The following is a 26,096-nucleotide window of genomic DNA, read 5'->3' as shown; positions in this document are numbered from 1 at the left end:
TGCGTTTGCATTCCCGCTCAGCCATAATTCTGCTCAGTCATAATATTGGTCTTCCGGCAGATCTTGCCGGAAGATTTTTTATAGAAAGATCCATTTGCAATAAACTGCAGGCGTTCTTGATAAAGCATTTCAAAACAGCTCTATAATCCGGATATGAGAAGGTGACTTATGGAATTGGTCTCTTCAGAGCTTACAGTATGTGCCAACAGTTATAATTCACATTGTTAATGTGATTGATGTGGCAGCATTAAAATCCGTTTTTCTCTGCTTCGATCCTGTTCATTCAGTAACATTAGAAAACCGGAAACAGAACCACTCCGTTACCAAAACACGCTGATAACGCATTCTCGCTCTTCAATTAAAAGGCTTATTGGAATTCGAATATCGACCTGAAAATACCGGGTGCGATCACCGAAATCGGATTGACCATAACTTGCGGATGCTTCGCCTTGCCTTCAATCTTAAAAGTAATTCCGATCAATCCACGGTCGCGGCCATTTCCTAACACTTGCCCTATAATTGGCAAATCTCCAAACAATCGGTTCAGACCATAAGCCGGCATAAAAGTACCGGTGATCGACATATTTCCCGCGACATCGTAAAGGACCCCCTGAAAAGTCGCACCGACTGTCGGTCCTCTCAGAACACCTTTATCAAGAACCAAATAATTGTCACCCTTTGCAATATGGGCATAAGCAAGATCAAAACCGATACTCGAACTGTTGATTTTACCTCTTACGGCTTCATTCAAACTTTTACCGCCGCCACTTGGTCGCGAGGAGACAATCGCAGCCAATCTGGGTTCGTCAACCACCGCAAAGTTTCTGATACTGACCCGACCGGACAACGGTTGTCCGGAAGATGACGATAAATCGGCTTTCAGATCACCACCGCGAATCTTGTCATAATAATTCATAAATCGCATTAATGCGCCGGCGTCATTGCTTCTTGCCGAGATCGTTTGTCTCCCTTGACTTTTTTGTGTCTCGACATTGACAGATCTGCGACTATGCGTCGTTCCGGTTAATGAAAACTGCACAGCTTTTTGCTCGGTTATTTCGTAAGTTGCCTTAACGTTATCAAGCTCTTCCCCATAGAAACCTGCAAGGCTTCCTATTGATGCACTCAATGATATAGCCGTTTTATCATTGGAATTCGAATTTTGTGCTTTTCCCATTTGCTGGATCAGGGCGCGTCCATCGTAACTTTTTCCGGTCGCTTCTATATGATAAGTTTTTCCGGAACTGATAATTTTCAATCCCAAATCGTCGTTTCGACTTAAATTGGCTTTGTTGAATTCAGCACTTGCCAGTTGTTTGTCCTTGATATGGATTTGACCAGCTACATCCAAATTCTGACCGGATAAAGAGAAATTTTCTATCGTATAGTCAGGTTTATCCTTTATATTTGATGGCATATCAAATTGGGCACGTGCCGCCATGCCTTTGCCTTTTTTCCAGCCTGCCCATGAAAATTCCAGCTCTGCATTGGTGAGATCTGCATTAAAATGGCGTTTTCCATTATTATCCTGCCCGACCTCTATATTAACCGGCCCTGATAGGAAATTATTGAGGAACGAAAAATGTTTTGCTCGAATTGAATCATCAATATTGAGCGTAATTTTTTCGCTTTTTTGTAAATTCGAGTTATCAAACGGCTGTACAAGCTTGATTTGGGCAGGAAAGTCATTGAGCAGGCCGCTCGCTTCCAGAACAATACCCGATTTCGTGACATTAGCTGTGCCGGAAGCATTGCTGACCAGATTGTTTTCAATCGGGTCCGGAATAGAAAAATTATTGAAATTGACATTAGCGTTATAAGTTATCTCACCTCGTGGATTATCATGCGTTACCGGAAAGCGGAGATCGAGATCAACTTCTACATTGCCCTCAGCATGATCAGGGTTGAACGGCAAACGATGGCGGGCATTGATCGGTGCATAGCCAATCATCTCTCCGGCTGCATCTATCTCGCTACGCGCGGTCAAGTTCATATCGGCATAAACCGGCCGTTGGGGACCCCAAGGAATAACCATTGTTCCGTCCGTCGCTTCGATTTTACGTCCGTCGGATAAATAGCTAATCCCCTTGTCAAGCTTGATAGTTGTCGTCATCCCGTCAATGGCGATATTACCGGACGCATCCCGCAAAGCCGGTAATTCTCCAACAAGATCAGAACGCGTATTCAGGATTTCAGTCCTGATTTTTATTTCATTTCCTGAAAGTGTTCCCGTCGGTATTCCCGATTGAAAGTATCCTTGCGGTAACGCTATTTCGATAGAACCGTTTTTTAACTGACCGCCGAAAATATGGGAAACAACCCATCGCCTTGCGCCAGGAGATAGATTGACAGGCCAAAGTTGTTTTGCTTCAGCCACATCCATTTGAGGAACACGAAGAACAAAGATCGTTTCGGGGGTACCGTTCCCGAATTTGAGACTACCCTGCCCCATCATATTACCATGTGGCGTATTGATGGTTATTTCATCCATCATTACTTTTTTATCGCCAATATTGTACTGGCCCGCGAGCTTCATCTCGAATCTGAGTGCTATATCGGGAACCTCGTTCGAGGCGCTGACGGCATGTTGGGCGACAATTTCGAAACGATAATCGTTAACCGGCTTTCCTGTTTCTTTATCATTGGGTGTAATTCCCAATGCACCGTTGAACGGCAAAGTGAGCCCGCCGATCGTCAATAATGACGTTTCGACTTCGATTTTACCGCTGTGAGGTGTGTGCAGCAGATTTAAATCGATTTTTGAAGGAATATTTTGTTCTGTACCAAAATCCATAACGCCATCAGGCATCACAAGCGATGTGCGCACCACCGGTTCATTCTCTAATGAAACACGATGAGCCTCGACATTGAGATTGGCCTTTCCCTTCAATCTGAAATGCCCATTATTTGTGTGACCGTTCGGTAAAAATGGTGAAACATCATCGGCTGCGCCCAAATGGAGGGGGAAAGATTTGACCTTGAGCGTTATGTCGGTAGCATGCCTGCTGACGTAGTTCGCATTTGCTGTAACGCCAATTTTTTCACCATTCCACGTCAGAGAAGATAAAAGTGTGGCTGTTCTCCAGCGTGTGCGCAAATCAAAATCTTTTATTCCCAATATTGCGCCATTATCGCCGGGCATATGAAGCGAAATATTCTTCAAAACGAGTACATTAATTGACATTGAACGCAATTTATCGGCACCACTATCGAAAGCCGAAAACAGTGCTTTGGACGTTGCGTCGGGGTCAATGCGCCCATATTCATCTTTTGGTAATTGCTCAAACAAGCCCGGTCCGCCAGTTTGCGGCAAAAGGACGTTGGCATCGTGAAGTTCTATCTGGGCTATCTGCAATTTCCCCATAAGAAGAGCCCATGAGGAAAAGCCAACGCGAAAAACCCCGATCTGGTCTACTTTTACGCCATCCTTGATATCATCCAACATGACGTTTTGTGTTTCCAATGCCAGATGGTAATCCTCGTCCAATGAAAGACGCGCATCGGTAATTTTTACACGTGCGTAATCGCCTAATTGCTGGGTAAGCGTTGCCTGCATTTTCTGCGTCAAATATTTGCCGCTAATGCCTACTTTCAATAGAGAAAAGATCAGCCCCAACAATAATATGACGATAATAATAGCCCACAAAACGATATGGAAAAGACGCCTTGCCAATGTTTTGCGTCGACGTGGTGTATCAACCGTCACGCCATTGCTATCCTGTGCTGACGGAAATTGGTCGAGGCTCTTTATCTCGCTTTTTTTAAAGCGAATCTCTTCATGTGGATCTGACAAATTGCAATCAACCCCATTTATCTCTGCAATCACATTTTACGATGTAGGATTAATATCGTAAGACTCTTTATAGCACCGAATAATGTTGATTCTTATGGTTTCTAATTTAATTTTCGTTCTACCCACAGAAGAAAGGTAATTATAATGGCAGGTTTACAAAAAGGCGATGTTGCACCTGATTTCAATTTGCCTCGCGATAGTGGAAAGACACAAACTTTATCCGAATTGCGAGGTCATCCTGTTGTACTTTATTTCTATCCGAAAGATGATACCAGTGGCTGCACACTGGAAGCACATGACTTTACGGAACTTCGACCCGAATTCGACAAAATTGGCGTAACAATTATCGGAATGTCACCGGACAAGGCTGAAAAACACGATAAATTCATAAGCAAACACGATCTTCAGCTTATCCTTGTCTCCGACGAGGAAAAAACGACGCTTCAGAAATATGGTGTATGGGTGGAAAAGTCGATGTATGGACGCAAATATATGGGCGTCGAACGCAGCACATTTCTAATCGACAAAAACGGTAAAATTGCTGAAATCTGGCGGAAAGTTAAAGTTCCAGGCCACGCCAAAACTGTATTGGAGAAGGCAACAACAATCGCCTGAAAATAACAATCATTAGGACTTTGTTAACTTTTTAGTGTGTTAATAAAAACTGAACAGGAAAGATGAAAATATGCACTATTTTGCAAAGATTCTGGTTCTAACGTCGGTTTTGTTTGCAGCAATGTCGGTTGCTACAACAGCAAAAGAACTGACAAAAGAAACAGATGCAAAAAAGCCCTATTTTCATCAATCTCTTCCGGCGATGCCCAAAGTTTCGGTTCCGAAAACCGAAAATATTGCCCTAAAACCTTATGCCGGTATTGACCCTATAATAACAGGTCCACGTGGATAAGCTGCTTTATCTCGGCTTAATGATCTTTATAGGCGACTGTTAGCTATCCGATGGATACCTGCAAGGTAAATCAGGTTCAAAAATACACTTCAATCTGCGAACCGATATAAAAATTCGTCGAATTGAAGTATAATATTACACCCTAAAAGGGTCGTTCCAATTCATGTTAAATTAACGTTGAAGATGTCAGGTAACATCTTCAACATGCTCGACACCACCTTTGATCTTTTGAGCAAGCGCTGCTTCCATGAATTCATCAAGGTCACCATCAAGCACGGCTTGTGGATCGGTATTTTCCACACCGGTGCGCAAATCTTTTACAAGCTGATAAGGCTGTAAAACATAAGAACGGATTTGATGGCCCCAACCGATTTCTGTCTTGGATGCTTCAAGTGCGTTGGCTTCGTCTTCACGACGTTTCAACTCTTCTTCATAAAGGCGCGCTCTTAACATGGCCCAAGCTGTAGCACGGTTTTTATGTTGGGAGCGTTCGGCTTGACACTGTACAACAATACCGGTTTTCAGGTGTGTGATGCGCACAGCGGAATCTGTCGTGTTAATGTGCTGCCCACCAGCACCTGACGAACGATATGTGTCAATGCGTACGTCCGCTTCCGAAACATCCACTTCGATATTGTCATCAATAACCGGATAGACCCAGACGCTAGCAAAGGACGTGTGACGCCTTGCATTGGAATCATATGGAGAAATACGAACCAGACGATGCACGCCAGACTCGGTTTTAAGCATACCGTAAGCGTTATGACCTTTCACAAGTATGGTTGCCGATTTTATCCCTGCTTCTTCGCCATCATGAACTTCCAGCACTTCAACTTTCATTGAGTGTTTTTCCGCCCATCTGGTATACATGCGAAGGAGCATAGAAGCCCAATCCTGACTTTCTGTACCACCAGCACCAGCATGAATTTCCAGATAAGTGTCATTGGCATCCACTTCGCCGGATAACAACATTTCGATCTGGCGTTTATCAAGTTCACCTTTAAGGGCATGTATTGATGATTCGGCGTCTCTAACAATGTCGTCATCGCCCTCTTCTTCCCCCATGGAGATCAATTCAATGTTGTCGTTCAGTGTTTGCGTCAGATGTTTGATATTATTAATACCGTCGTCCAACCGCTGCCGTTCGCGCATAAGTTCCTGCGCTTTTGCCGCATCGTCCCACAAACTGGGATCTTCAGCTTTTTCGTTGAGATATTCCAGGCGTTTTACCGACTGATCCCAGTCAAAGATGCCTCCTCAGCAAGCCGATAGCCTGCTTGATTTCTTCAACCAAAGTTTCGATTTCTGCTCGCATTGTTATGTCTTTTTCCTGATCATTTATTTTGTTGTTCGTTGTCGGGCTTATTGCTCCGTTACAATAGCGAATTCAACCTTTCCGCTCGAAACGTCATTTGTTCGACAACAATTGTGCAGCAATATCCACAAGATGTCTTTTTTGTCAAAAGGCAATTTTCAATAAAGCCCGTTGGCTCCACTTTGAATAGCTTTATTGACTTGAGGAGACGTCGGCGCAACCGGCACCCCTTCTTTGAAGGATGTCGTTCCGCCAATAACCTGATAAACATCGGCCGGACCAGTACCCGGTTTGAAGGCTTCAACAATGACATTGCTATTTCCGGGTTCCGCACGCATACCGGTTTTCCGATCAATAGCTATTTGCATCATGCCATCCGGTATTTTAAAATCAACGTCGGGAACGCCTTTCATAGCGTTCTCCATAAATTCACCAAATACGGGAACTGCAAGAGAACTTCCGGTACCACCATATCCGAGTGTTGAAGGCTGGTCATAGCCGATAAACACACCAACGACGATATTGGGAGTAAAGCCCATAAACCAGGCATCTTTCGAGTCGTTGGTAGTTCCGGTTTTACCGGCAATATGGCGATTAAGATATGCAAGGCGTGCAGCCGTACCGCGTTGAACCACACCTTCCATCATTGATGTAATCTGATAGGCTGTCATAGGATCAAGCACCTGATCCCGCTCATCTATTAATGTCGGTTCGGGTTGGTTATCCCAGTTCTTTACATTACATCCCTCACATTTACGTTGGTCATGCCGATAGATCGTCGCTCCATATCGATCTTGGATGCGATCTATAAGGGACGGTGAAATGGAGCGGCCGCCATTGGCGATAACCGAATAAGCGGTAACCATGCGCAATACCGTTGTTTCCCCTGCCCCCAGAGCCATTGGAAGGTAAGGTTGCAATTTGTCATAGATTCCGAAACGTTCCGCATATTCTGACACAATCGGCATACCGAGATCGTTTGCCAAGCGGACTGTCATCAAATTACGAGAGTGTTCGATACCGTAACGTAGTGTCGACGGGCCGGCAAATGTCCCGCCATAATTCTTTGGTCGCCACACTTCGCCATTCGGCTGTTTGATTTCCACAGGCCCGTCGAGCACAACCGAAGCCGGCGTATAACCATTATCAAGAGCTGCGGCATAAACAAAGGGTTTGAAAGAAGAGCCGGGTTGCCGATAGGCCTGGGTTGCACGGTTGAACTCGGACTCAGCAAATGAGAACCCGCCAACCATCGCCAGAACACGTCCTGTCCTTGGCTCCATAACAACCATTGCACCTTCAATTTTAGGTGGTTGCCGGAGCAAATAACCGTCCTCGCTTCCGGGCTTTTTCTCGACAAAAATCACATCGCCAACCTGCAGAACGCCACCAGGATTTGAAGCTGAAGACCGGCGGTCGTTCTTACCGACCATTCGGTAAGCCCATTTCATATCGCTTGCGTTAATTGTGGCCACGTCGCGCTCGGCCGAAAGTGCGCCGGATACTTCCCGTTTTGGTTGCAAACCGATTTTTACTTTATCCGGCGAAACGGAAAGAACGACAGCCAAACGCCATTCCGGAACATCGCTAAAGCCGCTAACATCTCCCAAAGCGACGCCCCAATCATCTGAAATGTCGATGTGTTTATATGCTCCGCGCCAACCATGGTTCTGATCGTATTTGACAAGACCGTCCTGCAATGCCCGACGGGCCTGAACTTGTAAATTCGGATCCAGAGTTGTGCGAACGGATAAGCCACCCTCATAAAGGGTTTTTGAACCATAACGGTTGATCAATTGCCGACGGACTTCTTCGGTGAAATAGTCTGCCGCGAAAATATATGAATCGTCACCACGCAGCGAGATGCCCAAAGGTTTCAGTTTTGCCTGCTCGCCTTGTGCCTGCGTCGCATAGCCATTTTCAACCATACGATCAATTACCCAGTTTCTACGGTCGAGAGCACGCTGGGTATGTTTGAAAGGATCGTAATTGCTCGGCCCCTTTGGAAGAGATGCAAGATAGGCACATTCTTCCAATGTAAGCTCGTTCACCGATTTATTGAAATATGTAAGTGCAGCAGCGGCAATACCATAAGCGCCACGTCCCAGATAAATTTCGTTCAGATAAAGTTCGAGAATACGGTCTTTGGAATAAGCCCTTTCGATGCGCATAGCCAATATGGCTTCCTTGATTTTACGTTCCATCGTGGCATCGGAACTTAAAAGGAAGTTTTTTGCGACCTGTTGAGTGATTGTCGAAGCACCTTCAGGTCTGCGACCGGAACCGATATTTTTAACATTGCTTACCAAGGCTCGTGCAAGCCCTTCCGGATCAAGACCGAAATGGGTGTAAAAATTTTTGTCTTCAGCAGATATAAAGGCAAATTTCACTAAATCGGGAACCGATTGGATTGGCAGATAAAGTCGACGATTCGTCGCAAATTCTGCCATGAGGCCACCATCTGCAGCGTGAACGCGGGTCATAACAGGAGGCTCGTAATCGGCAAGCACCTGATAATCCGGAAGCTCGTCGCCTTGCTGTTCATTCTCGGCGCTTGCCAAGCCGATTAGATATGTGCCCAGACTGAGAGTAACTCCAGCGGCAAGAAAAATTCTAAAAAACTTCATCATAATAACCGGATGTCGCTTTCTCCCGTACCCGCTTTATGCGAGACCTTTATTGGTAAAACCCGATGCGTGTGCACTGGAATTTCGTTAGAAACAAGGCTAAATGCACTATTTAGTATTTTAATGTCAAAGTTAAGACTATCGCTTCCGTTTTTCTCAAGCATTTTTATCATGGCTGTGGATTATTCCCGTTACGGGTCCTATAATTTGCAAATTGTTGCACAGCTGTTGCAATTGCGCTTGCTGCTTGTCTTCTCCAAACGGGATCCGAAATGAGCTTCTCGTCATCCTTATTTGACAAATATCCGATTTCAATGAGAACCGATGGAATGTCGGGGGCTTTTAGAACCTGAAAACCGGCATAGCGATGCGGATTTTTTATAAGGTTTATATTATCTTCCAAAAGACTTGAAACTACACGATCGGCAAAATTCACCGAAAAAGACAGTGTCTCCCGTCTTGCAAGATCAATCAGAATATCGGTCACCTCGGGAGATTCGTCAGCCGGTAAACCGTCAAGCAGGTCAGCTTTATTCTCTCTTTCTGCCAAAGCTTTTGCCAAATCGTCAGATGCGCGATCCGAAATCGTATAAACTGTTGCGCCACGCATCGATGTCATATTTATTGTATCGGCATGGATAGAAATGAACAGATCGGCACCATAATCACGTGCTTTTTGAACCCGCTCGTTAAGTCTGAGAAAAATATCGGAATCACGTGTCAAAAATACCTGCAAATTGATGTTTTTTTCCAGTTCATCGCGTAATGTGCGTGCAAACGCCAATGTAACGTTTTTCTCAAGCACACCCGACACACTTTCCGCCCCGCTATCAATTCCTCCATGACCGGCATCAATCACGACACGAAAAGGCTTTTGTTGCGCTTTTCTATCGTCTCGTGCCAGCGCATTATTTTCTGTTTGCTGTTTTTGGATTAACTTTTTGAAGTTCTCCTCATTGTCCTTGGTCAAGTCTATGACCAATTGCCAAAGTCCACTATCAAGTTGTTCGATTTTATCTTTTTCGATCACGAAAGGGGCATTCGTCGTCAATATAATTCTTGACGAATTTGGCCCGGACGTTCCGTAACGCAAATCGGTAACCATACCGAGCTTTAATGGAGGCTGTTTTTGTGAGGAAAAATCAGTTCTTGGAAGATTGACAACGAGCCGGTTCGGATGATCGAGAAACTGTAAGGAGTAGTCGGGATTACCCGAAAATACCGCAATAAGTCGTGTTCTCGTTAGATCTCCTACCGCTCTAATGTTCACGAGTTCCAATTGTTCATTGCTAGCATTGCCTTTATCTGGAAAACTCATAAAACTTAAGAGAAATGCAACAATAAAAACAAGCCATTTTGATTGCCCGATATTGCCAATACCATTTGCTTGTTGTCCGGCATGATCCATTGTGGCGTGGCCCTTGTTTCTCTACTACCAGTCTTTGTTTTAAAGCATTTAAATAAAAACTGGCAAATCGCAGGAACGATAATCAGGGTCTTTGGCAATTTTAAGATAATATTTTCTTAAAATAACAGCTGCACCTGTGGACATGAGCGCTGCGCGAACCGCCAAATTCATGTTTTTCCAGCAAATAAAGTAGACGTCTTTATAAAGTTACTTGTGTTCGGCCGGATATCGACTTAAAAGCGTAAATGTCTTGAACGGTTGGAAAAACAATAAATGAACCTTCGGTTAACCGGTTCATTCAAACCATTTTCAGCCAAAAAGTCTACAAACTTTAGCTGTTCCTAGGTCATTTGACGCTATGTTTTCAATGAATAAGGAGCAAGTTTGTAATGATTAAGTTTCGCTGGTTCGGTTGCTCCGAACTATTTTAAAAACGTTTTGCCGGAGACTCGCAGGATATGAGTCGAACACAACTGGTAGTAGAAGTAGTTTTAAGCGCGGCACATGCAAGCGGGGATATGCACGCCCATTCTCACTATAGTTTGTTGGCAAATCTTCTTTCCATCGGCAGACAGTATGCATCGGCATTCATAGGTTTTTCAAAGGCCTCTATCCGTTGTTCCATACGTGTCGCCTGCAGGATTTTCTATAATGTCAAACAAAATGCTTATCGATGCCTCCCACCCGGAGGAAACTCGCGTGGTTGTTGTTCGTGGTAACAGAATTGAAGAATTCGATTTTGAATCCGAACACAAAAAACTGATAAAAGGAAATATTTATCTGGCTCGCGTAACGCGAGTTGAACCTTCTCTGCAAGCTGCATTCGTGGAATATGGCGGTAATCGTCACGGATTTCTTGCGTTTTCTGAAATTCATCCGGACTATTATCAAATTCCGGTTGCTGACCGCCAAGCGCTTCTTGAAGAAGAAGAAAAAGCTGCCCGTGTTGAAGATGAGGATGAACAGGAAAACGAAAAGCCTTCAAGAGCGAATAACAGAAAAAAAAGTCGTTCGTCCGAAGCAAGCAATGAAAGCGAGACAGTTTCTGTTTCCAGTGAGGAAAACGACGATACCGAACAAACAGCAGACGACACAGAAGATAGTGTAGAACTTGTCGGAGCAGAAGACGCTTTGGAAGAGGTGCCAACCCGCGAGCGCACCCCGCGTCGGCAATATAAAATTCAGGAAGTTATCAAACGCCGCCAAATCCTGTTGGTCCAGGTTGTAAAAGAAGAACGTGGCAACAAAGGCGCTGCAATGACCACCTATCTTTCTTTAGCAGGACGATATTCGGTCTTGATGCCGAATACGGCACGTGGCGGTGGCATTTCCCGCAAAATCACCAATGTGCAAGATCGTAAACGTCTCAAGGAGGTTGTTAAGGATCTTCACGTGCCTAAGGGAATGGGAGTCATTTTACGGACAGCCGGCGCCAATAGGACAAAGACCGAAATCAAACGCGATTACGAATATCTGATGCGCCTATGGGAAAATGTACGTGCATTGACACTTGAATCTGTTGCTCCTTGTCTTGTCTATGAAGAAGGTAGCCTTATCAAACGGTCGATCCGTGACCTTTATAACAAGGATATCGGCGAGATACTTGTTTCGGGCGAACAAGGCTATCGTGAAGCAAAAGATTTCATGCGCATGTTAATGCCGAGCCATGCAAAAGCTGTTCAACCATATCGTGAACAGCTTCCAATTTTTGCGCATAACGGAATTGAAGCACAGCTTGATGGTATGCTGCAACCGGAAGTAACGCTAAAATCCGGCGGATATCTGGTTATCAATCAAACCGAAGCTCTCGTCGCAATTGACGTAAATTCGGGTCGTTCCACGAAAGAACATTCTATTGAGGAAACGGCTTGCCAAACGAATCTCGAAGCTGCCGAAGAAGTTGCGAGACAGTTGCGACTGCGCGACCTCGCAGGACTCGTTGTTATTGATTTCATTGATATGGAAGAAAAACGCAATAATCGTCTTGTCGAGAAAAAACTCAAAGATTGCCTGAAAGATGACCGGGCTCGTATCCAGGTCGGCCGCATTTCACATTTTGGTCTTATGGAAATGAGCCGTCAACGTATTCGGGCATCTGTGCTGGAAAGCACAATGCAGCCCTGCCCGCATTGCAATGGCACAGGCTATATACGTTCTGATTCGTCCTTGGCTCTGCACGTTATCCGCTCGATTGAAGAATATCTTCTGCGCAATCCTCACTTTAATATTATCGTCCGTACATCGGTCGCTACTGCTCTTTATGTTCTTAATCATAAAAGACAAGCTCTATCCGATTTGGAAAATCGTTTTGGTCTAACGATCAATATCGAAGCAGATGACGAGGTTGGTGCTCAAAATTTGGCGATATATAAAGGTACACCTGCCGAAGGAACGCCTGCCGTGGTACCCCAACTTCCAGCAGACGATGAAGCGGATGATGACAATGAGGTCGAAGAAACCGCAATCGAGGTCGAGAGCGAAGAAAAAGATAGCGACAATACCGATAATAACCAAAGGCGCAAACGTCGCAATCGCGGAAAATCGAACGATCGCAATGAAGGAAAAAATCAACGCGTCCGGAATGAAGATGATGTTGTACGCAGTGACGAAGACAATAAACGTCGTCGCCGGCGTGGGCGTCGCGGTGGAAGGCGCTACCGTGAAGGCGACTTCGAACGTCGTAGAATTCCTTATGCGGAACCGGTAGGAGATTTTGCTGAAAGAGCGCTTGCAGAGGTTATTGCTGCAAGACGCCAACGCCGAGTTCCTCATGCAGAACCGGTTGGTTTTTCGGCAACGGAAGTTGCAGTTCAGGTTACACCCGTTGCTGTAAAAGAGCCGCAGGAGCTAAAAGCTTCTTCGGAAACGGAAGTTTCTAAGGAAGAACAAAAGACAGAGCAAAAAAAGCCGACAAAAACGCGCAGGAGACGGACGAAAAAAACCTCAGCAGAAGAAGAAAAAGTAGTTTCCGAAACGAATGTTGAAGCAAGTGTTGAAAGTGAAGAAGATAAAAAACCTGCTTCTCGCGGACGCAAACGGAAGACAAAAACGAAAGAAACAACAAGTGAAACAATTTCGGATGAAACTGCAAATGCTGTGACGTCGAAAGAAACCGAGTTAGCACAAGAAACTGAAAAACCTGCTAAAAAGACTGCCAGACGTTCACGGAAAGCTAAAGCCGAAGCACAATCAAATGAGACAGCGATTGATGATGTGAAGGTCCAAACAGAAAAACCGGCAAAAAAATCTTCGCGCAAAACGGCCAGAGCGAAGACAACTACAGCTGAAAACAACGAAACGGTTACAACAGAACCGGTCGTAACGTCATCGGATGAAAATGAAGATAAAAAACCGAAGCGCGTCGGTTGGTGGCAGAGAAAAGGTTTTTTCTGATTTAAGAAATCTGAAGGACTTTGATCGTTTTTCGACCTGAATTATCAGCCTCACAAAACTTGAAATTTTTCAAGCTTTGTGAGGCTATTTGATTCCCCCTTCTCCCAGAGAGAGTTGGGCTTATTCATTTCGAACGCTGCTATCCAATTAACCGTAAATAGTTGTATGTTGTATAGAGCTCGTCCCCGATTACCTGAAAAGCAAAACACAAGGCACTATAAACGGCAGAAAGAACATTGCTTGTTTTAAGATTGCAGATGACCGGGTTGATTTCGAGTTGATTGATTACGAATTCCGGAATTTCCGGATTGATAATGGGCAGGATCATTTGTCAGCAGTCAACTCATATAAACATGAATAGACAGCTAATGGAGATTGGCAAAGGCTAGACCAACAAAACCTCATTTTTCCCTATCAATATCTTGTATGTGCATCTGACAAATTGACGATTGAGAAAATACCACCGGCACTCCGATATCTAAAAGTTTAGACATGATCTGACAGTTTGGACTTTTCAAAGTGAGAGTTGACCGCTTTGCGTGTTTTGATGATGCAAATATTCGAACAAAGGCAACTCTGATGATTGAAAAGAGTGAACGAATTACCAAACACGAGGTCGGATTGTTAAATCTTGCTGAAGAGTTGATGCAATTCATCAAAATTGGAATGTCTGCACACTTAACAACTATTGTCCCCTCCCAATAAGGTGTTATTTCACCTTTAGAATATATAATAGATGATAATCAACGCTCCAAACCTAAGGTTGATCGTAATGAAATAAAATAACTCTTTCAGTAGTGATTGGCACCTCCTCAATAAATGTTAATATTATAAACGTTAAATTTCTTCCTGTTGATAGAATTTTTAATATTGACAATTAATCTTTTTAATGTACCGTTATGATACATTTATGAAGAATGTGAGGGAGCGCTGGAATAGCTATGAGAGCTTGAAAGGCTGCAGTATTCTTAAGGGGATACGACATGAGCATCTCATCTACCGCAGCAAATGGACGAAGTGGAAAAATAGCACTTCAGTTGATTCAATCGATAACGTCAAAGAACAACAATTCAAACAAGTCAAATCCCTCTGACGTTAAAAACAATATTCAAGAACTTGTGAAACAAGCTGATGAACTTCGGGTTAAGTCTCAAGCCGATTTTCGATCCAAATTGATTGAAAATGCCTTGAAAGCAAATAATGCGCAATCTCAAGATAAAGTCAAAGATGATAACAAGGTTAAGATTGCTGTTGCACGGGAAAATCAGGCTTCTGTTGATAAAATACAAAAAATCATAGGCGACGCTATTGATATTACACAAGTAAAAGATGGTTCATCGTCTCGCAGTTTATCAAGTGTTATATATCAAAATTTATATGATTATTTGGAAGACAACCCTTATGCTCTCTCTCAAGATCAAATGAAAGAGATTGTAGTTGAATATTATAAAATCGGTGTTCGTGAAGGTAGAATCGAAGATCGTAACGGCCTTATGGATAAGTTGGTTTCAGGTGATTATCAAATCTATATGGGTGACGAACTAAACGATCCGATGTTTGACCAGGTCAACTACGCTTTTAAGCGAAAAGAGGGGGGAGGCGTAGTCAGTGAACTTGAAGTTGACAAATCGCAACTCGCTCCAGGCACGAACGAACGTGCAAGAAAGCTTTGGGAAAGCGGCAAAACACTTGCAAGTGGCGATCTTTTCTTGAGTGGTAAAAGCGCTCATCGGTGGCGTTATAATATAGTGTTCTAAAAAAACAGATAATATCAGGTAAACACGACTGTCATCATTATTTGTAAAAGTTTAGACATAATCTGACAATTTGGGCTTTTCAAAGTGAGAGTTGCCCGCTTTGGGTGTTGTGACAAAACAAACATTCAAAGTAAGGCAGCTCTCATGATTCATAAATATGTTTTTCCCGAGTTGTTTTTCCATCAGAAAATCCCGAGAGAATGTTCTTCGACCTTGTTTTTCAAGATAGCGGCTTGTTAGAACCTCTATCCGTTCAAATTCGGTTCTTAGCAATTTTAGCCATAAATAGGGGATGATTGAAAATCGTCTTTCAACTTTAAAACAAATTGAAACGAGGAAATGGCGCACCCGAAGAGATTCGAACTCTTGACCTCTGCCTTCGGAGGGCAGCGCTCTATCCAGCTGAGCTACGGGTGCAAAACCGAAAATTGTTTTGCCAAAATCGGATTTGTTCGACGTTTTTCTAGCCGATCATAGTGAATGGTTCAATGGTGAAAAACGTTCTCTATGTCAATAAGTTGAAAAATATTAAAAATAACGAAAACGAACGTCCCGAGAATCCCGCGGAACTATTTAACTATCCGCTCAAAAGCCCTTCGAATTGAGTGAGACAGAGCCGAGGGACTGTGATTGCAACGGATCGGTGCAACATACCTCCCCTTTTTGAATGCAAAGATGTTGCCGACAACGGTTTTCGGGCTGATTATGAAGTGGTTTTAAAAAGCTGTTATCTGCTTGAAGTCGTGATCAATATCAACTTTAAGAACAGGCTCGGGACAGAAATAATATCGTAAAGATATTTACCCCTTCTCGCGCTGTATTTCCAAAAAGCTCCTAAAAAAATATCTTCTGATAAGGAAAGCCTTTGAAATGAGCTTCGCCGAATGATCACCCCCCCCGAAGTTGTCATTTCCGTCAGCAAATGGCAATTTTCGTAACATTCGAATATCTTACTTTGCATAAATCGAGTAGAAACAATACTTCTATAAATATTCTCCCCTGCCCTCAGGAACCGGTTATTTATTTCGGGATTTGAAAAGCGAAAAACATCTAACCTGAACGGACGTTCAGATGTTTCAGGTTTTAACTGTCGTTGACGGGTGAAAAAAATCGCAAAACAAAACTTATTTGATTAGCGATTCAATTCGTCTTGTGCCTCTTTCAACTCCTGTTTTGCCTTTTCCAGTTTTTCCATTTTTTTTGTTGTTTTTTTCCGATTACCCCGTGCTTTTGCATCGTTGAGTTCAGCCTCCCTTTCAGAGACTTTTCTCGTTTTTTCGGATATTTTGGCTTTCCGTTCTGTTCTCAGTTTCTCGTCAGTGCAATTTTCAGAAACATCCTTCAGCGCTTTTTCCAACCCGTTTATTTGGTAGCTATTGTTGTATTTACGGGCATAATCAAGCTGCGTTTCAATACTATGTTTTTTAGCAGCACATCCTTTCAACGCCGGTTCAGCATGGGCAAATGAAAAAGTTATAAATACGAGAGGAAGGGCCAAGAACAATTTCGTTTTCATAAGCGATACCTTTCACTAAACGAGCCGCCAACTATTCAATGGTTAATTTGCACGAACAAGCAATCACTAAAACTTGCCATTATTCTCGAACTTTGTCAGCAAAATTTGTGTATTGTTGAAAAAGCTGTCGTGTCAGATTAGATATCGTATCAGATGAGATATTGGATGCGTTGGTTGATAAAAAAATTGGGCACGAGCACATCCAATTCATTTACTTGAAAAAACGAGCAAACTTGATGGAAAAACCTATAGAGCGATTTCATTTTATCGCGTCTAAAACCGAACAGGCGCGCAACTCTCTTCAAGCGTTGGAAGAGCGTTACGGTCAATCGAGCGTGGATGATGCTGATGTCATTGTTGTTTTGGGCGGCGACGGGACAATGTTGGAAGTTCTGCGCAATTTCATGAATTCCGGAAAGCCTATTTATGGAATGAATCGCGGTTCTGTCGGATTTCTTATGAATGAATATCGAATAGCCAATTTGCCGCAACGGATTTCGAAAGCACATAAAGAAGATATAAAGCCGCTCAGAATGATTGCTGATTCCAGCTCCGAAGGCCATGTTGAAGCATTGGCAATCAATGAAGTATCTTTATTTCGCCAATCTTACCAAGCTGCGAAAATAAAAATCAGCATTGATGGCAAAATCCGTATGGACGAGCTCAATTGCGACGGCGTGATGGTTGCAACACCAGCGGGATCGACAGCTTATAATCTTTCTGCTCAGGGACCAATTTTACCATTACTTGCTCCATTGCTCGCGCTAACGCCTGTTAGCCCGTTTCGTCCGCGCAGATGGCACGGCGCACTTTTACCAAATTCTGTCACAGTCCGTTTTGATATGCTTGAACTAGATAAACGGCCGGTTAATGCTGCCGCTGACAATGTAGAAGTAAAGTCGGTCAGTTCGGTGGTTATTTCTCTGGCAAAGGGTGTAAAAGCGTCAATTTTATTTGATTCCAACCATTCATGGGACGAACGTATATTATCCGAACAATTTCGTTATTGAGAAGAATACACGTTAAAACGCATTGCAAACGATCGTTTTTGTTGACTTTTTTATCAATGCACCTTAACGCGTTTGTTGATAATGTAGAATAGTTGAACCATTTTGACTATTGTCACCTAAGTTAGGCGAAAAAGAGAAAGAGTGATAGCGCCTTTGACCAGTTTCAATGATTTGGGCCTTTCAGAAAAGGTTCTCAAAGCAGTAAAATCTATTGGATATGAAGAACCTACTCCAATTCAGCTTGGAGCTATTCCTCATGTCTTGAAACGCGAAGATGTATTGGGTATTGCACAGACGGGAACAGGTAAGACCGCTTCTTTTGTGCTTCCTATGTTGACGCTCCTTGAAAAAGGACGTGCACGGGCGCGGATGCCACGTACACTCATTTTAGAGCCCACCCGTGAACTTGCAGCGCAGGTGAAAGAAAATTTCGATCAATACGGCATTAATCATCATTTGAGCGTAGCGCTACTCATTGGTGGCGTTTCATTCGATGATCAGGACCGTAAACTTGACCGTGGTGCAGATGTTCTGATTGCGACGCCAGGGCGGCTTTTAGACCATTTCGAACGTGGAAAACTTTTGCTGACCGGTGTAGAAATTCTGGTTATTGATGAAGCTGACCGTATGCTTGATATGGGCTTTATTCCGGATATCGAACGTATTTGCAAACTTATTCCCTTTACCCGCCAAACTTTGTTCTTTTCGGCTACAATGGCACCGGAAATTACAAAATTGACCGAACAATTTCTACATACACCTGTTCGTATCGAAATCGCGAAAGCGTCTTCTACCGCCGAGACGATTACACAAAAGCTCGTCGCTTCCGGTCGCAAACCATGGGAAAAACGAGCAGTTTTGCGTGATCTTATCCATAATGAAGGTGATGAATTAAAAAACGCGATTATCTTCTGTAATCGTAAAAAAGACATTTCAGAACTTTTCCGGTCTCTCGTTCGGCATGAATTCAGTGTTGGTGCTCTTCATGGAGATATGGACCAACGTTCGCGCATGTCTATGCTGGCAAACTTCAAAGATGGGAAAATTGCTTTATTGGTAGCATCTGATGTCGCAGCCCGCGGGCTTGATATTCCTGACGTCAGTCACGTGTTCAACTATGACGTTCCAACACATGCAGAAGATTACGTTCATCGTATCGGTCGCACAGGACGTGCCGGAAAATCCGGTAAAGCTTTCACCATTGTTACAAAGGCCGACAAAAAATATGTCGACGCCATAGAAAAGATGAGCGATCAAAAAATCGAATGGTATGATGGCGACTTATCTTCTCTGGTTCCGGAAGAAAACGGTAAAGACTCCGATCATAAACGTACGAAATCATCGGGGTCAAAATCTCCCGCGAGTGGAAAGCAGACCGAAACCCCCGAACCTAAACGCCGGAAAAAACAGACAAAGGCCAATGGCGAAAAAACCGACAGTTCTGGCGACAAACAGACTGCTACGCCGGTCAACCAACAGCAGATACGGTCTCAAAGACACAATCAAGACAAATACTCGTCAAAAGAGCCCCCCTCACCCAAGGGATTTGGGAACGATATTCCCGCATTTATGCTTATTGATACAAAGAGGTGAATTCTTTTCGTCTGCTGTGCTTAAAATCGTTAGGAAATAGCGCAAACACAACGCTTACTACAGCGCGTAAATGTTGATTAGCGGATAATAAGACTTACACGCCGTTCTACCTCTTAATGAAGAAATATAAAAAGGCAGCTCATAAAACAAGCTGCCTTTTTCATGAATATTCGAAGGATATAATATTCAAGCCTTCAGGCGTTGAAGAACCCTGTTTTTACCCAAAAGGGGCAGCAAAGCAGCCATTTCCGGCCCGTGGTCCAATCCTGTCAATGCTTGCCGCAATGGCATAAAAAGCGTTCTTCCCTTGCGGCCTGTCTGCTTTTTCAAGGCATCCGTCCAGACTTTCCAGCTATTTTCATCAAGTTCGCCATCTGGCAAAAGTGAAGCTGATTGATGAACATATTCACGGTCTTCCGGTGAAACTGCATCGAACGTTTTGTTCACCTCCAAATTGTCCCACCAGTTTTTTGCTTCACACACTTTATCGATATTGCCCCGAACGGCATACCAGAACCGCTTGGCGTCTTCACCTTTGATGCCAATCTTTTCCAGTCTCGCTTTTACTTCATCAAATTCAAGCTCATGCACAATGTGCTTATTGAGCGTCAACAAATCAGCCGGGTCAAATTTCGCTGACGACTTTGATGCGGACGTGAGATCAAAATGTTCAAGCAGTTCCTTTTGATTTCGACAAGCAGTCACATTTTCCGAAGTACCGATAAGAACTGCCAGAGATTCGACCGCTAAAGGCTCGAATCCCTCTTCTCGCAACGAGCGGATAGACAGATCACCTTTGCGTTTAGACAGCCCCTCACCCGAAATCGTCGTCAAAAGATTGATGTGACCGAATGTCGGCGCTTTTGCACCAAGTGCTTCAAAGATAGCAATTTGTACACCGGTGTTTGTGACATGATCGTCGCCGCGTATAATATGGGTTATCCCCATATCGATGTCGTCCACGACCGATGGCAGTGTATAAAGATAACTGCCATCTTCACGAATAAGTATCGGATCGGACATCGAGGCAAGATCTATCGTTTGTGGACCGCGGACCACATCGTCCCAGTGCACATCTGTCCTTCTGGTCTTGAAAGGGTCCGATTCGAAATTAGGCAATTTGAAACGCCAATGCGGTTTTCTCCCCTCCTCTTCGTAAGCCTTGACCTCCTCCGGTTTAAGTTTCAAGGATTCACGTCCATAAATGGGCGGGAGTTTACGCGACAAACGAATTTTACGCCGTCTTTCCAGCTCTTCCGGTGTTTCGTAACAGGGATAAAGAAGGCCTTGCTCTTTGAGCTTTGCTACAACTTCATTATATCGATCAAATCGCTTGGATTGATAATAAATTTCGTCAGGTTTTATCCCCAACCAATCAAGATCGACGCCAATACCGTCAATATATTCCTGTTTCGACCGTTCAAGATCGGTATCGTCAAAACGTAAAACATATTTACCTTGCTTGGCTTTTGCAAAAAGCCAATTAAACAAAGCTATTCGGGTGTTTCCAATATGAATATAACCGGTTGGAGACGGTGCAAAACGAACTTTAATCATAAATATAACTCAATTTTTATCGCGAAAACGATTGGTAATAGGGTAACGCCGATCGCGGCCGAAATTCTTGTGACTGATTTTCACACCGGGAGCCGATTGGCGTCTTTTGTATTCGGATATGTATAACAAATGCTCGACTTTTTCGACTATCTCGCGTGAATGCCCCCGTTGAACAATTTCCGAAACACTCATTTCTTCATCGACGAGGCAACGAAGAATATCGTCCAATACCGGATAAGGTGGAAGCGAATCTTCATCTTTCTGGTTCTCACGGAGCTCGGCAGTCGGAGCCTTTTCAATAATATTCTGGGGTATGACGGCTGCTTTAGGCCCTAAACCATTTATCGGAAAATGGTTGTTACGCCAGTTGGATAGTGCATAAACCTGCATTTTATAAATATCTTTGATCGGATTGAAACCGCCATTCATATCGCCGTAAAGAGTGGCATATCCGACAGAAATTTCAGATTTGTTACCGGTCGTTACCACCATTGAGCCAAATTTGTTGGATATAGCCATCAAAACCGTACCACGCGTACGGCTTTGCAAATTTTCTTCGGTAATATCCGGTTTGCGCCCCTGAAAAAGCGGCGTCAAAATATCCTCAAATGCCTCGACCGGTTTTGCAATTGGTACGGTATCATAACGACAGCCCAGCATTTTGGCGCATTCCTCGGCATCCGTTATCGACTCTGAAGATGTATAGCGATAGGGAAGCATAACTGCATGAACACGCTCCGCACCTAAAGCATCTGTCGCAATAGCTGCCGAAAGAGCCGAATCGATACCGCCCGAAAGCCCTAACACTACGCTTTTAAATCTGTTTTTATTAACGTAGTCACCAAATCCCAAAACGCATGCCTGATAATCGGCAGCTAAGTCATGAAGCAATTTTTCTTGTGGACCTGAAAGACAAAACCATTTCCCATTCTGTTTTTGCCAATTGCTAAATGCCAAGTCACTTTCGAAATGTTTCATTTGAAAAGCATTCGAGCCATTTGCATTGAGTGCGAAAGACGCGCCGTCAAAAACGAGTTCATCCTGACCACCTATCTGGTTGGCATAAACGATCGGCAAAGAAGACTTCACCACCTGTTTTTTGACAACGTCGTATCTCAATTCCGGTTTTTCGCGGCTATATGGGGAACCATTCGGTACGAGAATAATTTCGGCACCATCAGCGGCAAGATGAGCTGCCACTTCGTCGTCGTTCCATATATCTTCACAAATCGGTAAACCTATTTTTATGCCGCGGAAATTGATCGGCTTCGGACGGGGACCCGGAGAAAAAACACGTTTCTCATCAAATTCGCTATAATTCGGGAGGTCGAATTTACGACATTCAGCAATGATCTTTCCCTCATCAAGAAGGAGTGCAGAATTATAAACATGACCTTTTCGACGGAGAGGAACGCCGATAATGATACCTGCACCTTTGGTCGTAACAGTTGCAAGCTCGCTGATTGCTTTTTCGCATGCTTCATTAAAAGACGGTTTTAAAACCAGATCTTCAGGCGGATAACCGCTAATAAAGAGTTCAGTAAACAGTAAAAGATCGGCACCCGCATCGCTTGCTTGCCTGTGGGCGTCAAGTGCAAGTTTTAAATTGCCTTCAATGTCACCAACAACAGGGTTTAATTGTGCAATTGCGAGCGTGAGGTCATTTTCTATCAACTTTTTGGTCATGATCTTGATTTAGCCTGTCATCGTTGCACTTGCAACGGCATAAGTTAAACGAAAAACAAGGTTTGAATAATCACTGTAATCCATATGCATAGTGTTAAGATAATAGAGAGCAAAACTGCTAATGAGCCTGCGTCTTTAGCGATTTTAATTTCTTCGCGATAATCGTGTGTGACGGCATTGCACGCCGCTTCAATCGCTGTGTTTAGCACCTCTACGATAATAACAAAAACAATAGATCCTGTAAGTAGAAGAAAGCTACCCCATTCTTTAGTGATAAAAAAAGCTATGGGGAGAGAAACTAAAAAAACTACAGCTTCTTGAATAATAGCTTTTTCGTGGGTTAGCAAATATCCGAGCGCATGAAGGGAATTCAAAAATGCCTTGAATAATCTCTCCATGCGTTCACCATTCAGTTTGTAGACTAAACTGCTTTTATTCCCGGTTTCATGCCGAAGCCTTTACTGTCTCGGCATCACGTTGTTTTTTCAACAATTCCGCAACAAGAAATGCCAATTCCAGAGCCTGATCTGCATTAAGCCTTGGATCACAATGCGTGTGATAACGATCAGAGAGGTGATCTGCCGAAATTGCATGTGCACCACCCGTACATTCTGTTACGTCACGACCGGTCATTTCGATATGAATGCCACCGGGATAGGTTCCTTCCGCATGATGAACTGCGAAGAAATTCTCCACCTCTTTCAGGATACGCTCGAACGGACGGGTTTTATAGCCGTTTGCGGTTATTGTGTTCCCATGCATCGGATCGCAAGACCACACGACCTTCTTGCCTTCGCGTTCGACGGCGCGAATAAGCTGCGGCAAATGGTCTTCGACTTTATCATATCCGAACCGTGCTATCAGAGTAAGTCTCCCCGGCTCGTTTTCCGGATTGAGTATATCAATGAGCCTTATCAGATCATCCGGATCAAGTGATGGTCCGCATTTGAGACCAATCGGGTTTTTAATGCCACGGCAATATTCGACATGGGCATGATCGGACTGACGGGTGCGGTCACCAATCCAAAGCATATGACCCGATGTTGCATACCAATCACCTGAAGTTGAATCCACACGGGTCAATGCTTCTTCATAACCAAGAAGGAGACCTTCATGGCTGGTATAAAATGACGTTTCCCGAAGTGATGAGTTGGTTTTCGGCGTAATTCCGATTGCCCGCATAAAATCCATCGTTTCCGAAATCCGTTGTGCCAGCTTGCTATAACGTTCACCTTGCGGGCTGTTTGCTATAAAACCCAGCATCCACTTATGGACATTATCAAGATTGGCATAACCACCTTGAGCAAAAGCACGCAGCAAATTCAATGTTGCAGCAGACTGCCGGTAAACCTCCGACATACGTTGGGGATCGGGAGTACGGGATTCTTTATTGAACTCTATGCCATTAATGATATCGCCACGATATGACGGTAACGTTACGCCATCTTTGGTTTCGGTATCAGAAGATCTCGGCTTTGCAAATTGACCGGCAATACGGCCAACCTTTACAACCGGCTTTGACGCCCCGAAAGTAAGCGCAATAGCCATTTGCAAAAACACCCGGAAAAAATCACGGATGTTATCTGCTTCATGTTCTGCAAAACTTTCCGCGCAATCGCCACCTTGTAAAAGAAACGCCTTACCTTCGGCAACCTGGGCCAGCTCGTGTTTTAAATTACGTGCTTCACCCGCAAAAACTAAAGGAGGATAACGACGCAATTCGCTTTCAACATGAGCCAATGCTACAGGGTCAGGATAGGTCGGTACCTGCTTGATCGGTTTTGATCTCCAAGATGCAGGCGTCCAATTTTTAGTCATCATTATCTCGCTTCACAGTATAAATCATAAGATAAGCGCACTTTCATCGGAATATTATGGAATGTTCGCGATGAGGCACTTAACAATTTTCCGATATAAGCAGAATTGTTGTTTAAAGCCAAGACACAGGCTCTTCTAATCAAAAAAATTGATTATTTTTATCGAAATTCAACAATTTTTCTCGTCTATCAGTTCAGTTTTCAATTAAGCTTTTTCCCGTTTTCATAAACATATGTCGGCTTATACATTGTGACCAATTCCTCTGAAGCAGTCGGATGAAGTGCCATAGTTCTGTCAAACACATCTTTTGTTAGATTGCCTTTGAGAGAAACACCAAGCAGTTGTGCCATCTCGGCGGCATCGTGTCCCAATATATGGGCACCGACAACGACCCGCGACGAGCCGTCGACAACAAGTTTGGTGAGCATTTTTTCAGTATTTCCCGAAAGTGTATTACGCATAGGACGGAAAAGCGCGCGATAGACCTCAACACGTTTGCACTTTTGTACGGCTTCTTCTTCTGTCATTCCGACTGTGCCGATTTCAGGCTGGGAAAATACAGCCGTCGCAATCAATTCATGATCCGGAGCGACCGGATTATTTTTGAAAGCAGTTTCAATAAAACACATAGCCTCATGAATCGCGACCGGTGTCAATTGTATGCGGTCAGTCACGTCACCGACAGCCCATATATTATCAGCAGTAGTTTTCATGTATTCGTCAACGATAACTGCATTATGAGAATTGCATTTTACCCCGGCTTTATCGAGGTTCAAGCCTTCCGTATTGGGCGAGCGCCCGAGTGCCAGCATTACTTTTCCCACTGTCAGGGTTTCGCCATTCGAAAGCTCGACTTTAAAGTTTTCCGCTTCTTTCTCGACTTTGTTGATCGTTGCATGATAAACAATGCGGATGCCTTTTTCCTGCATCGCATCGTTTAACAATTGCCGCAAATCGGAATCGAATTTGCGCAAAACAAGATCACCTCTGTAAACGAGCGTTGTTTTCACGCCCAATCCGTGGAAGATATTTGCAAATTCTACCGCGATATAACCGCCTCCGGCAATCACAATTGATTCCGGTAATTGTTCGAGGTTAAAAGCTTCATTAGAACTGATACACAATTCATGACCGATAATTTCGGGATGACGGGAAACATGTCCGCCTGTAGCAATGAGGATTTTTTCAGCACTAATTTCTTCGCCCGTTTTCTCTATCTTCAAGGTATGTGCATCAACAAAAACAACGCGGCTCTCGAATATCTTGACATGATTATTATCTAGCCCTTTACGATAAAGCCCTTCGAGCCGCGAAATTTCCTTGTTTTTGGCTGCGACAAGTTTTTTCCAATCAAAACGGGAACCGCTGACAGTCCATCCAAAACCATGACTATCTTTGAATTCTTGAGAATATTGGGAGGCATAGACAAAAAGTTTCTTTGGAACACATCCACGAATAACGCAAGTGCCACCCATCCGATATTCTTCTGCTATAGCAACTTTTTTGCCGAGTGCACCGGCCAAACGCGCTGCACGCACGCCACCCGAGCCACCACCTATTACAAATAAATCAAAATCATAAGATGACACAGGCTATTCCTTTCAATTCGGTTATGCAGTTTTTTATATGGTGTAATCGCACCAAAATTGTAAGCCAACGTAATGCAATTCACTTTACTCCAGTTCTGCAATACCGAAATTTTGGAATTTTTGCCAA

General features: G+C 43.8%; 16 protein-coding genes, 1 tRNA gene and 1 pseudogene. 6 read left to right on the top strand and 12 right to left on the bottom strand.

The window, feature by feature from the left end; genetic code table 11:
- Positions 1-367: 367 nt before the first annotated feature.
- Positions 368-3,793, bottom strand: coding sequence for a DUF3971 domain-containing protein (locus tag H3S83_RS06720; protein ID WP_198239242.1), 3,426 nt, complete (start codon positions 3,791-3,793; stop codon positions 368-370).
- 144 nt (positions 3,794-3,937) lie between these two features.
- Between H3S83_RS06720 and bcp the strand changes: the two genes are divergently transcribed.
- Together bcp and H3S83_RS06710 are read left to right on the top strand one after the other, a co-directional pair.
- Positions 3,938-4,408 (top strand): thioredoxin-dependent thiol peroxidase, encoded by a 471-nt coding sequence (gene bcp, locus H3S83_RS06715; protein ID WP_077971396.1) that lies wholly within the window; start codon positions 3,938-3,940, stop codon positions 4,406-4,408.
- A gap of 70 nt (positions 4,409-4,478) precedes the next feature.
- Positions 4,479-4,700 carry a hypothetical protein gene (locus H3S83_RS06710; protein ID WP_078039477.1) on the top strand — a complete coding sequence of 74 codons (222 nt, stop codon included), beginning with the start codon at positions 4,479-4,481 and terminating at the stop codon, positions 4,698-4,700.
- 186 nt (positions 4,701-4,886) lie between these two features.
- Here the strand turns inward: H3S83_RS06710 and prfB are convergent.
- The 4 genes from prfB to H3S83_RS11575 all read right to left on the bottom strand — a co-directional run bounded on the left by prfB (position 4,887) and on the right by H3S83_RS11575 (position 10,221).
- Positions 4,887-6,015, bottom strand: a protein-coding gene (gene prfB / locus H3S83_RS06705; protein ID WP_149867424.1) for a peptide chain release factor 2 whose coding sequence is annotated in 2 segments (ribosomal slippage) — positions 4,887-5,945 and positions 5,947-6,015 — 1,128 coding nt in all. Because the reading frame shifts where the segments join, the coding sequence is not laid out codon by codon here.
- A 158-nt stretch (positions 6,016-6,173) separates the two neighbouring features.
- Positions 6,174-8,645 (bottom strand): penicillin-binding protein 1A, encoded by a 2,472-nt coding sequence (locus H3S83_RS06700; protein ID WP_198239241.1) that lies wholly within the window; start codon positions 8,643-8,645, stop codon positions 6,174-6,176.
- 166 nt (positions 8,646-8,811) lie between these two features.
- Entirely contained in the window at positions 8,812-10,050 is a 1,239-nt protein-coding gene (locus H3S83_RS06695; RefSeq protein WP_198239240.1) for an N-acetylmuramoyl-L-alanine amidase, read from the bottom strand.
- 48 nt (positions 10,051-10,098) lie between these two features.
- Entirely contained in the window at positions 10,099-10,221 is a 123-nt protein-coding gene (locus tag H3S83_RS11575; RefSeq protein ID WP_255520569.1) for a hypothetical protein, read from the bottom strand.
- A gap of 480 nt (positions 10,222-10,701) precedes the next feature.
- On the opposite strand from H3S83_RS11575, the gene H3S83_RS06690 reads away from it, so the two are divergent.
- Both H3S83_RS06690 and H3S83_RS06685 read left to right on the top strand, forming a co-directional pair.
- A complete protein-coding gene (locus H3S83_RS06690) occupies positions 10,702-13,443 on the top strand; it encodes an Rne/Rng family ribonuclease (RefSeq protein ID WP_198239239.1) in 2,742 nt (913 codons plus the stop codon).
- 983 nt (positions 13,444-14,426) lie between these two features.
- On the top strand, positions 14,427-15,200 hold the full coding sequence (locus H3S83_RS06685; RefSeq protein ID WP_198239238.1) for a hypothetical protein: 774 nt from the start codon (positions 14,427-14,429) through the stop codon (positions 15,198-15,200).
- A 340-nt stretch (positions 15,201-15,540) separates the two neighbouring features.
- On the opposite strand, the gene H3S83_RS06680 is transcribed toward H3S83_RS06685, so the two are convergent.
- Together H3S83_RS06680 and H3S83_RS06675 are read right to left on the bottom strand one after the other, a co-directional pair.
- Positions 15,541-15,617, bottom strand: a tRNA-Arg gene (locus H3S83_RS06680).
- A 715-nt stretch (positions 15,618-16,332) separates the two neighbouring features.
- Positions 16,333-16,716 carry a DUF1090 domain-containing protein gene (locus H3S83_RS06675; protein ID WP_198239237.1) on the bottom strand — a complete coding sequence of 128 codons (384 nt, stop codon included), beginning with the start codon at positions 16,714-16,716 and terminating at the stop codon, positions 16,333-16,335.
- A gap of 185 nt (positions 16,717-16,901) precedes the next feature.
- On the opposite strand from H3S83_RS06675, the gene H3S83_RS06670 reads away from it, so the two are divergent.
- Both H3S83_RS06670 and H3S83_RS06665 read left to right on the top strand, forming a co-directional pair.
- Positions 16,902-17,726, top strand: coding sequence for an NAD kinase (locus H3S83_RS06670; protein WP_198225748.1), 825 nt, complete (start codon positions 16,902-16,904; stop codon positions 17,724-17,726).
- Positions 17,727-17,879: 153 nt separating this feature from the next.
- Positions 17,880-19,023, top strand: a pseudogene (locus H3S83_RS06665) (DEAD/DEAH box helicase); the annotation flags it as partial.
- A 482-nt stretch (positions 19,024-19,505) separates the two neighbouring features.
- On the opposite strand, the gene gltX reads toward H3S83_RS06665, so the two are convergent.
- From gltX to gor, 5 genes are all read right to left on the bottom strand, one after another.
- Positions 19,506-20,876 (bottom strand): glutamate--tRNA ligase, encoded by a 1,371-nt coding sequence (gene gltX / locus H3S83_RS06660; protein ID WP_198234239.1) that lies wholly within the window; start codon positions 20,874-20,876, stop codon positions 19,506-19,508.
- Between the two features lie 9 nt (positions 20,877-20,885).
- A complete protein-coding gene (locus tag H3S83_RS06655; RefSeq protein WP_198239236.1) occupies positions 20,886-22,562 on the bottom strand; it encodes an NAD+ synthase in 1,677 nt (558 codons plus the stop codon).
- A 44-nt stretch (positions 22,563-22,606) separates the two neighbouring features.
- The gene (locus H3S83_RS06650; RefSeq protein ID WP_198224692.1) at positions 22,607-22,960 is read right to left on the bottom strand and encodes a diacylglycerol kinase; all 354 of its coding nucleotides are present in this window, start codon (positions 22,958-22,960) and stop codon (positions 22,607-22,609) included.
- Positions 22,961-23,006: 46 nt separating this feature from the next.
- Positions 23,007-24,380 carry a class II 3-deoxy-7-phosphoheptulonate synthase gene (locus H3S83_RS06645; protein WP_198225749.1) on the bottom strand — a complete coding sequence of 458 codons (1,374 nt, stop codon included), beginning with the start codon at positions 24,378-24,380 and terminating at the stop codon, positions 23,007-23,009.
- 200 nt (positions 24,381-24,580) lie between these two features.
- Positions 24,581-25,969 (bottom strand): glutathione-disulfide reductase, encoded by a 1,389-nt coding sequence (gor, locus tag H3S83_RS06640; RefSeq protein WP_198239235.1) that lies wholly within the window; start codon positions 25,967-25,969, stop codon positions 24,581-24,583.
- Positions 25,970-26,096: the final 127 nt, after the last annotated feature.

It is taken from the genome of Bartonella sp. W8122 (assembly GCF_016102485.1).
Classification (GTDB): domain Bacteria; phylum Pseudomonadota; class Alphaproteobacteria; order Rhizobiales; family Rhizobiaceae; genus Bartonella; species Bartonella apihabitans.
This window is presented reverse-complemented; position numbering and strand designations above follow the sequence as displayed.

Bases quoted from the DNA above. Each gene is read 5' to 3' on its own strand.
- bcp (WP_077971396.1), top strand. From the start codon at position 3,938: ATGGCAGGTTTACAAAAAGGCGATGTTGCACCTGATTTCAATTTGCCT.
- H3S83_RS06710 (WP_078039477.1), top strand. From the start codon at position 4,479: ATGCACTATTTTGCAAAGATTCTGGTTCTAACGTCGGTTTTGTTTGCA.
- H3S83_RS06700 (WP_198239241.1), bottom strand. From the start codon at position 8,645: ATGATGAAGTTTTTTAGAATTTTTCTTGCCGCTGGAGTTACTCTCAGT.
- H3S83_RS06695 (WP_198239240.1), bottom strand. From the start codon at position 10,050: ATGGATCATGCCGGACAACAAGCAAATGGTATTGGCAATATCGGGCAA.
- H3S83_RS11575 (WP_255520569.1), bottom strand. From the start codon at position 10,221: ATGAATTTGGCGGTTCGCGCAGCGCTCATGTCCACAGGTGCAGCTGTT.
- H3S83_RS06690 (WP_198239239.1), top strand. From the start codon at position 10,702: ATGTCAAACAAAATGCTTATCGATGCCTCCCACCCGGAGGAAACTCGC.
- H3S83_RS06685 (WP_198239238.1), top strand. From the start codon at position 14,427: ATGAGCATCTCATCTACCGCAGCAAATGGACGAAGTGGAAAAATAGCA.
- H3S83_RS06675 (WP_198239237.1), bottom strand. From the start codon at position 16,716: ATGAAAACGAAATTGTTCTTGGCCCTTCCTCTCGTATTTATAACTTTT.
- gltX (WP_198234239.1), bottom strand. From the start codon at position 20,876: ATGATTAAAGTTCGTTTTGCACCGTCTCCAACCGGTTATATTCATATT.
- H3S83_RS06655 (WP_198239236.1), bottom strand. From the start codon at position 22,562: ATGACCAAAAAGTTGATAGAAAATGACCTCACGCTCGCAATTGCACAA.
- H3S83_RS06650 (WP_198224692.1), bottom strand. From the start codon at position 22,960: ATGGAGAGATTATTCAAGGCATTTTTGAATTCCCTTCATGCGCTCGGA.
- H3S83_RS06645 (WP_198225749.1), bottom strand. From the start codon at position 24,380: ATGACTAAAAATTGGACGCCTGCATCTTGGAGATCAAAACCGATCAAG.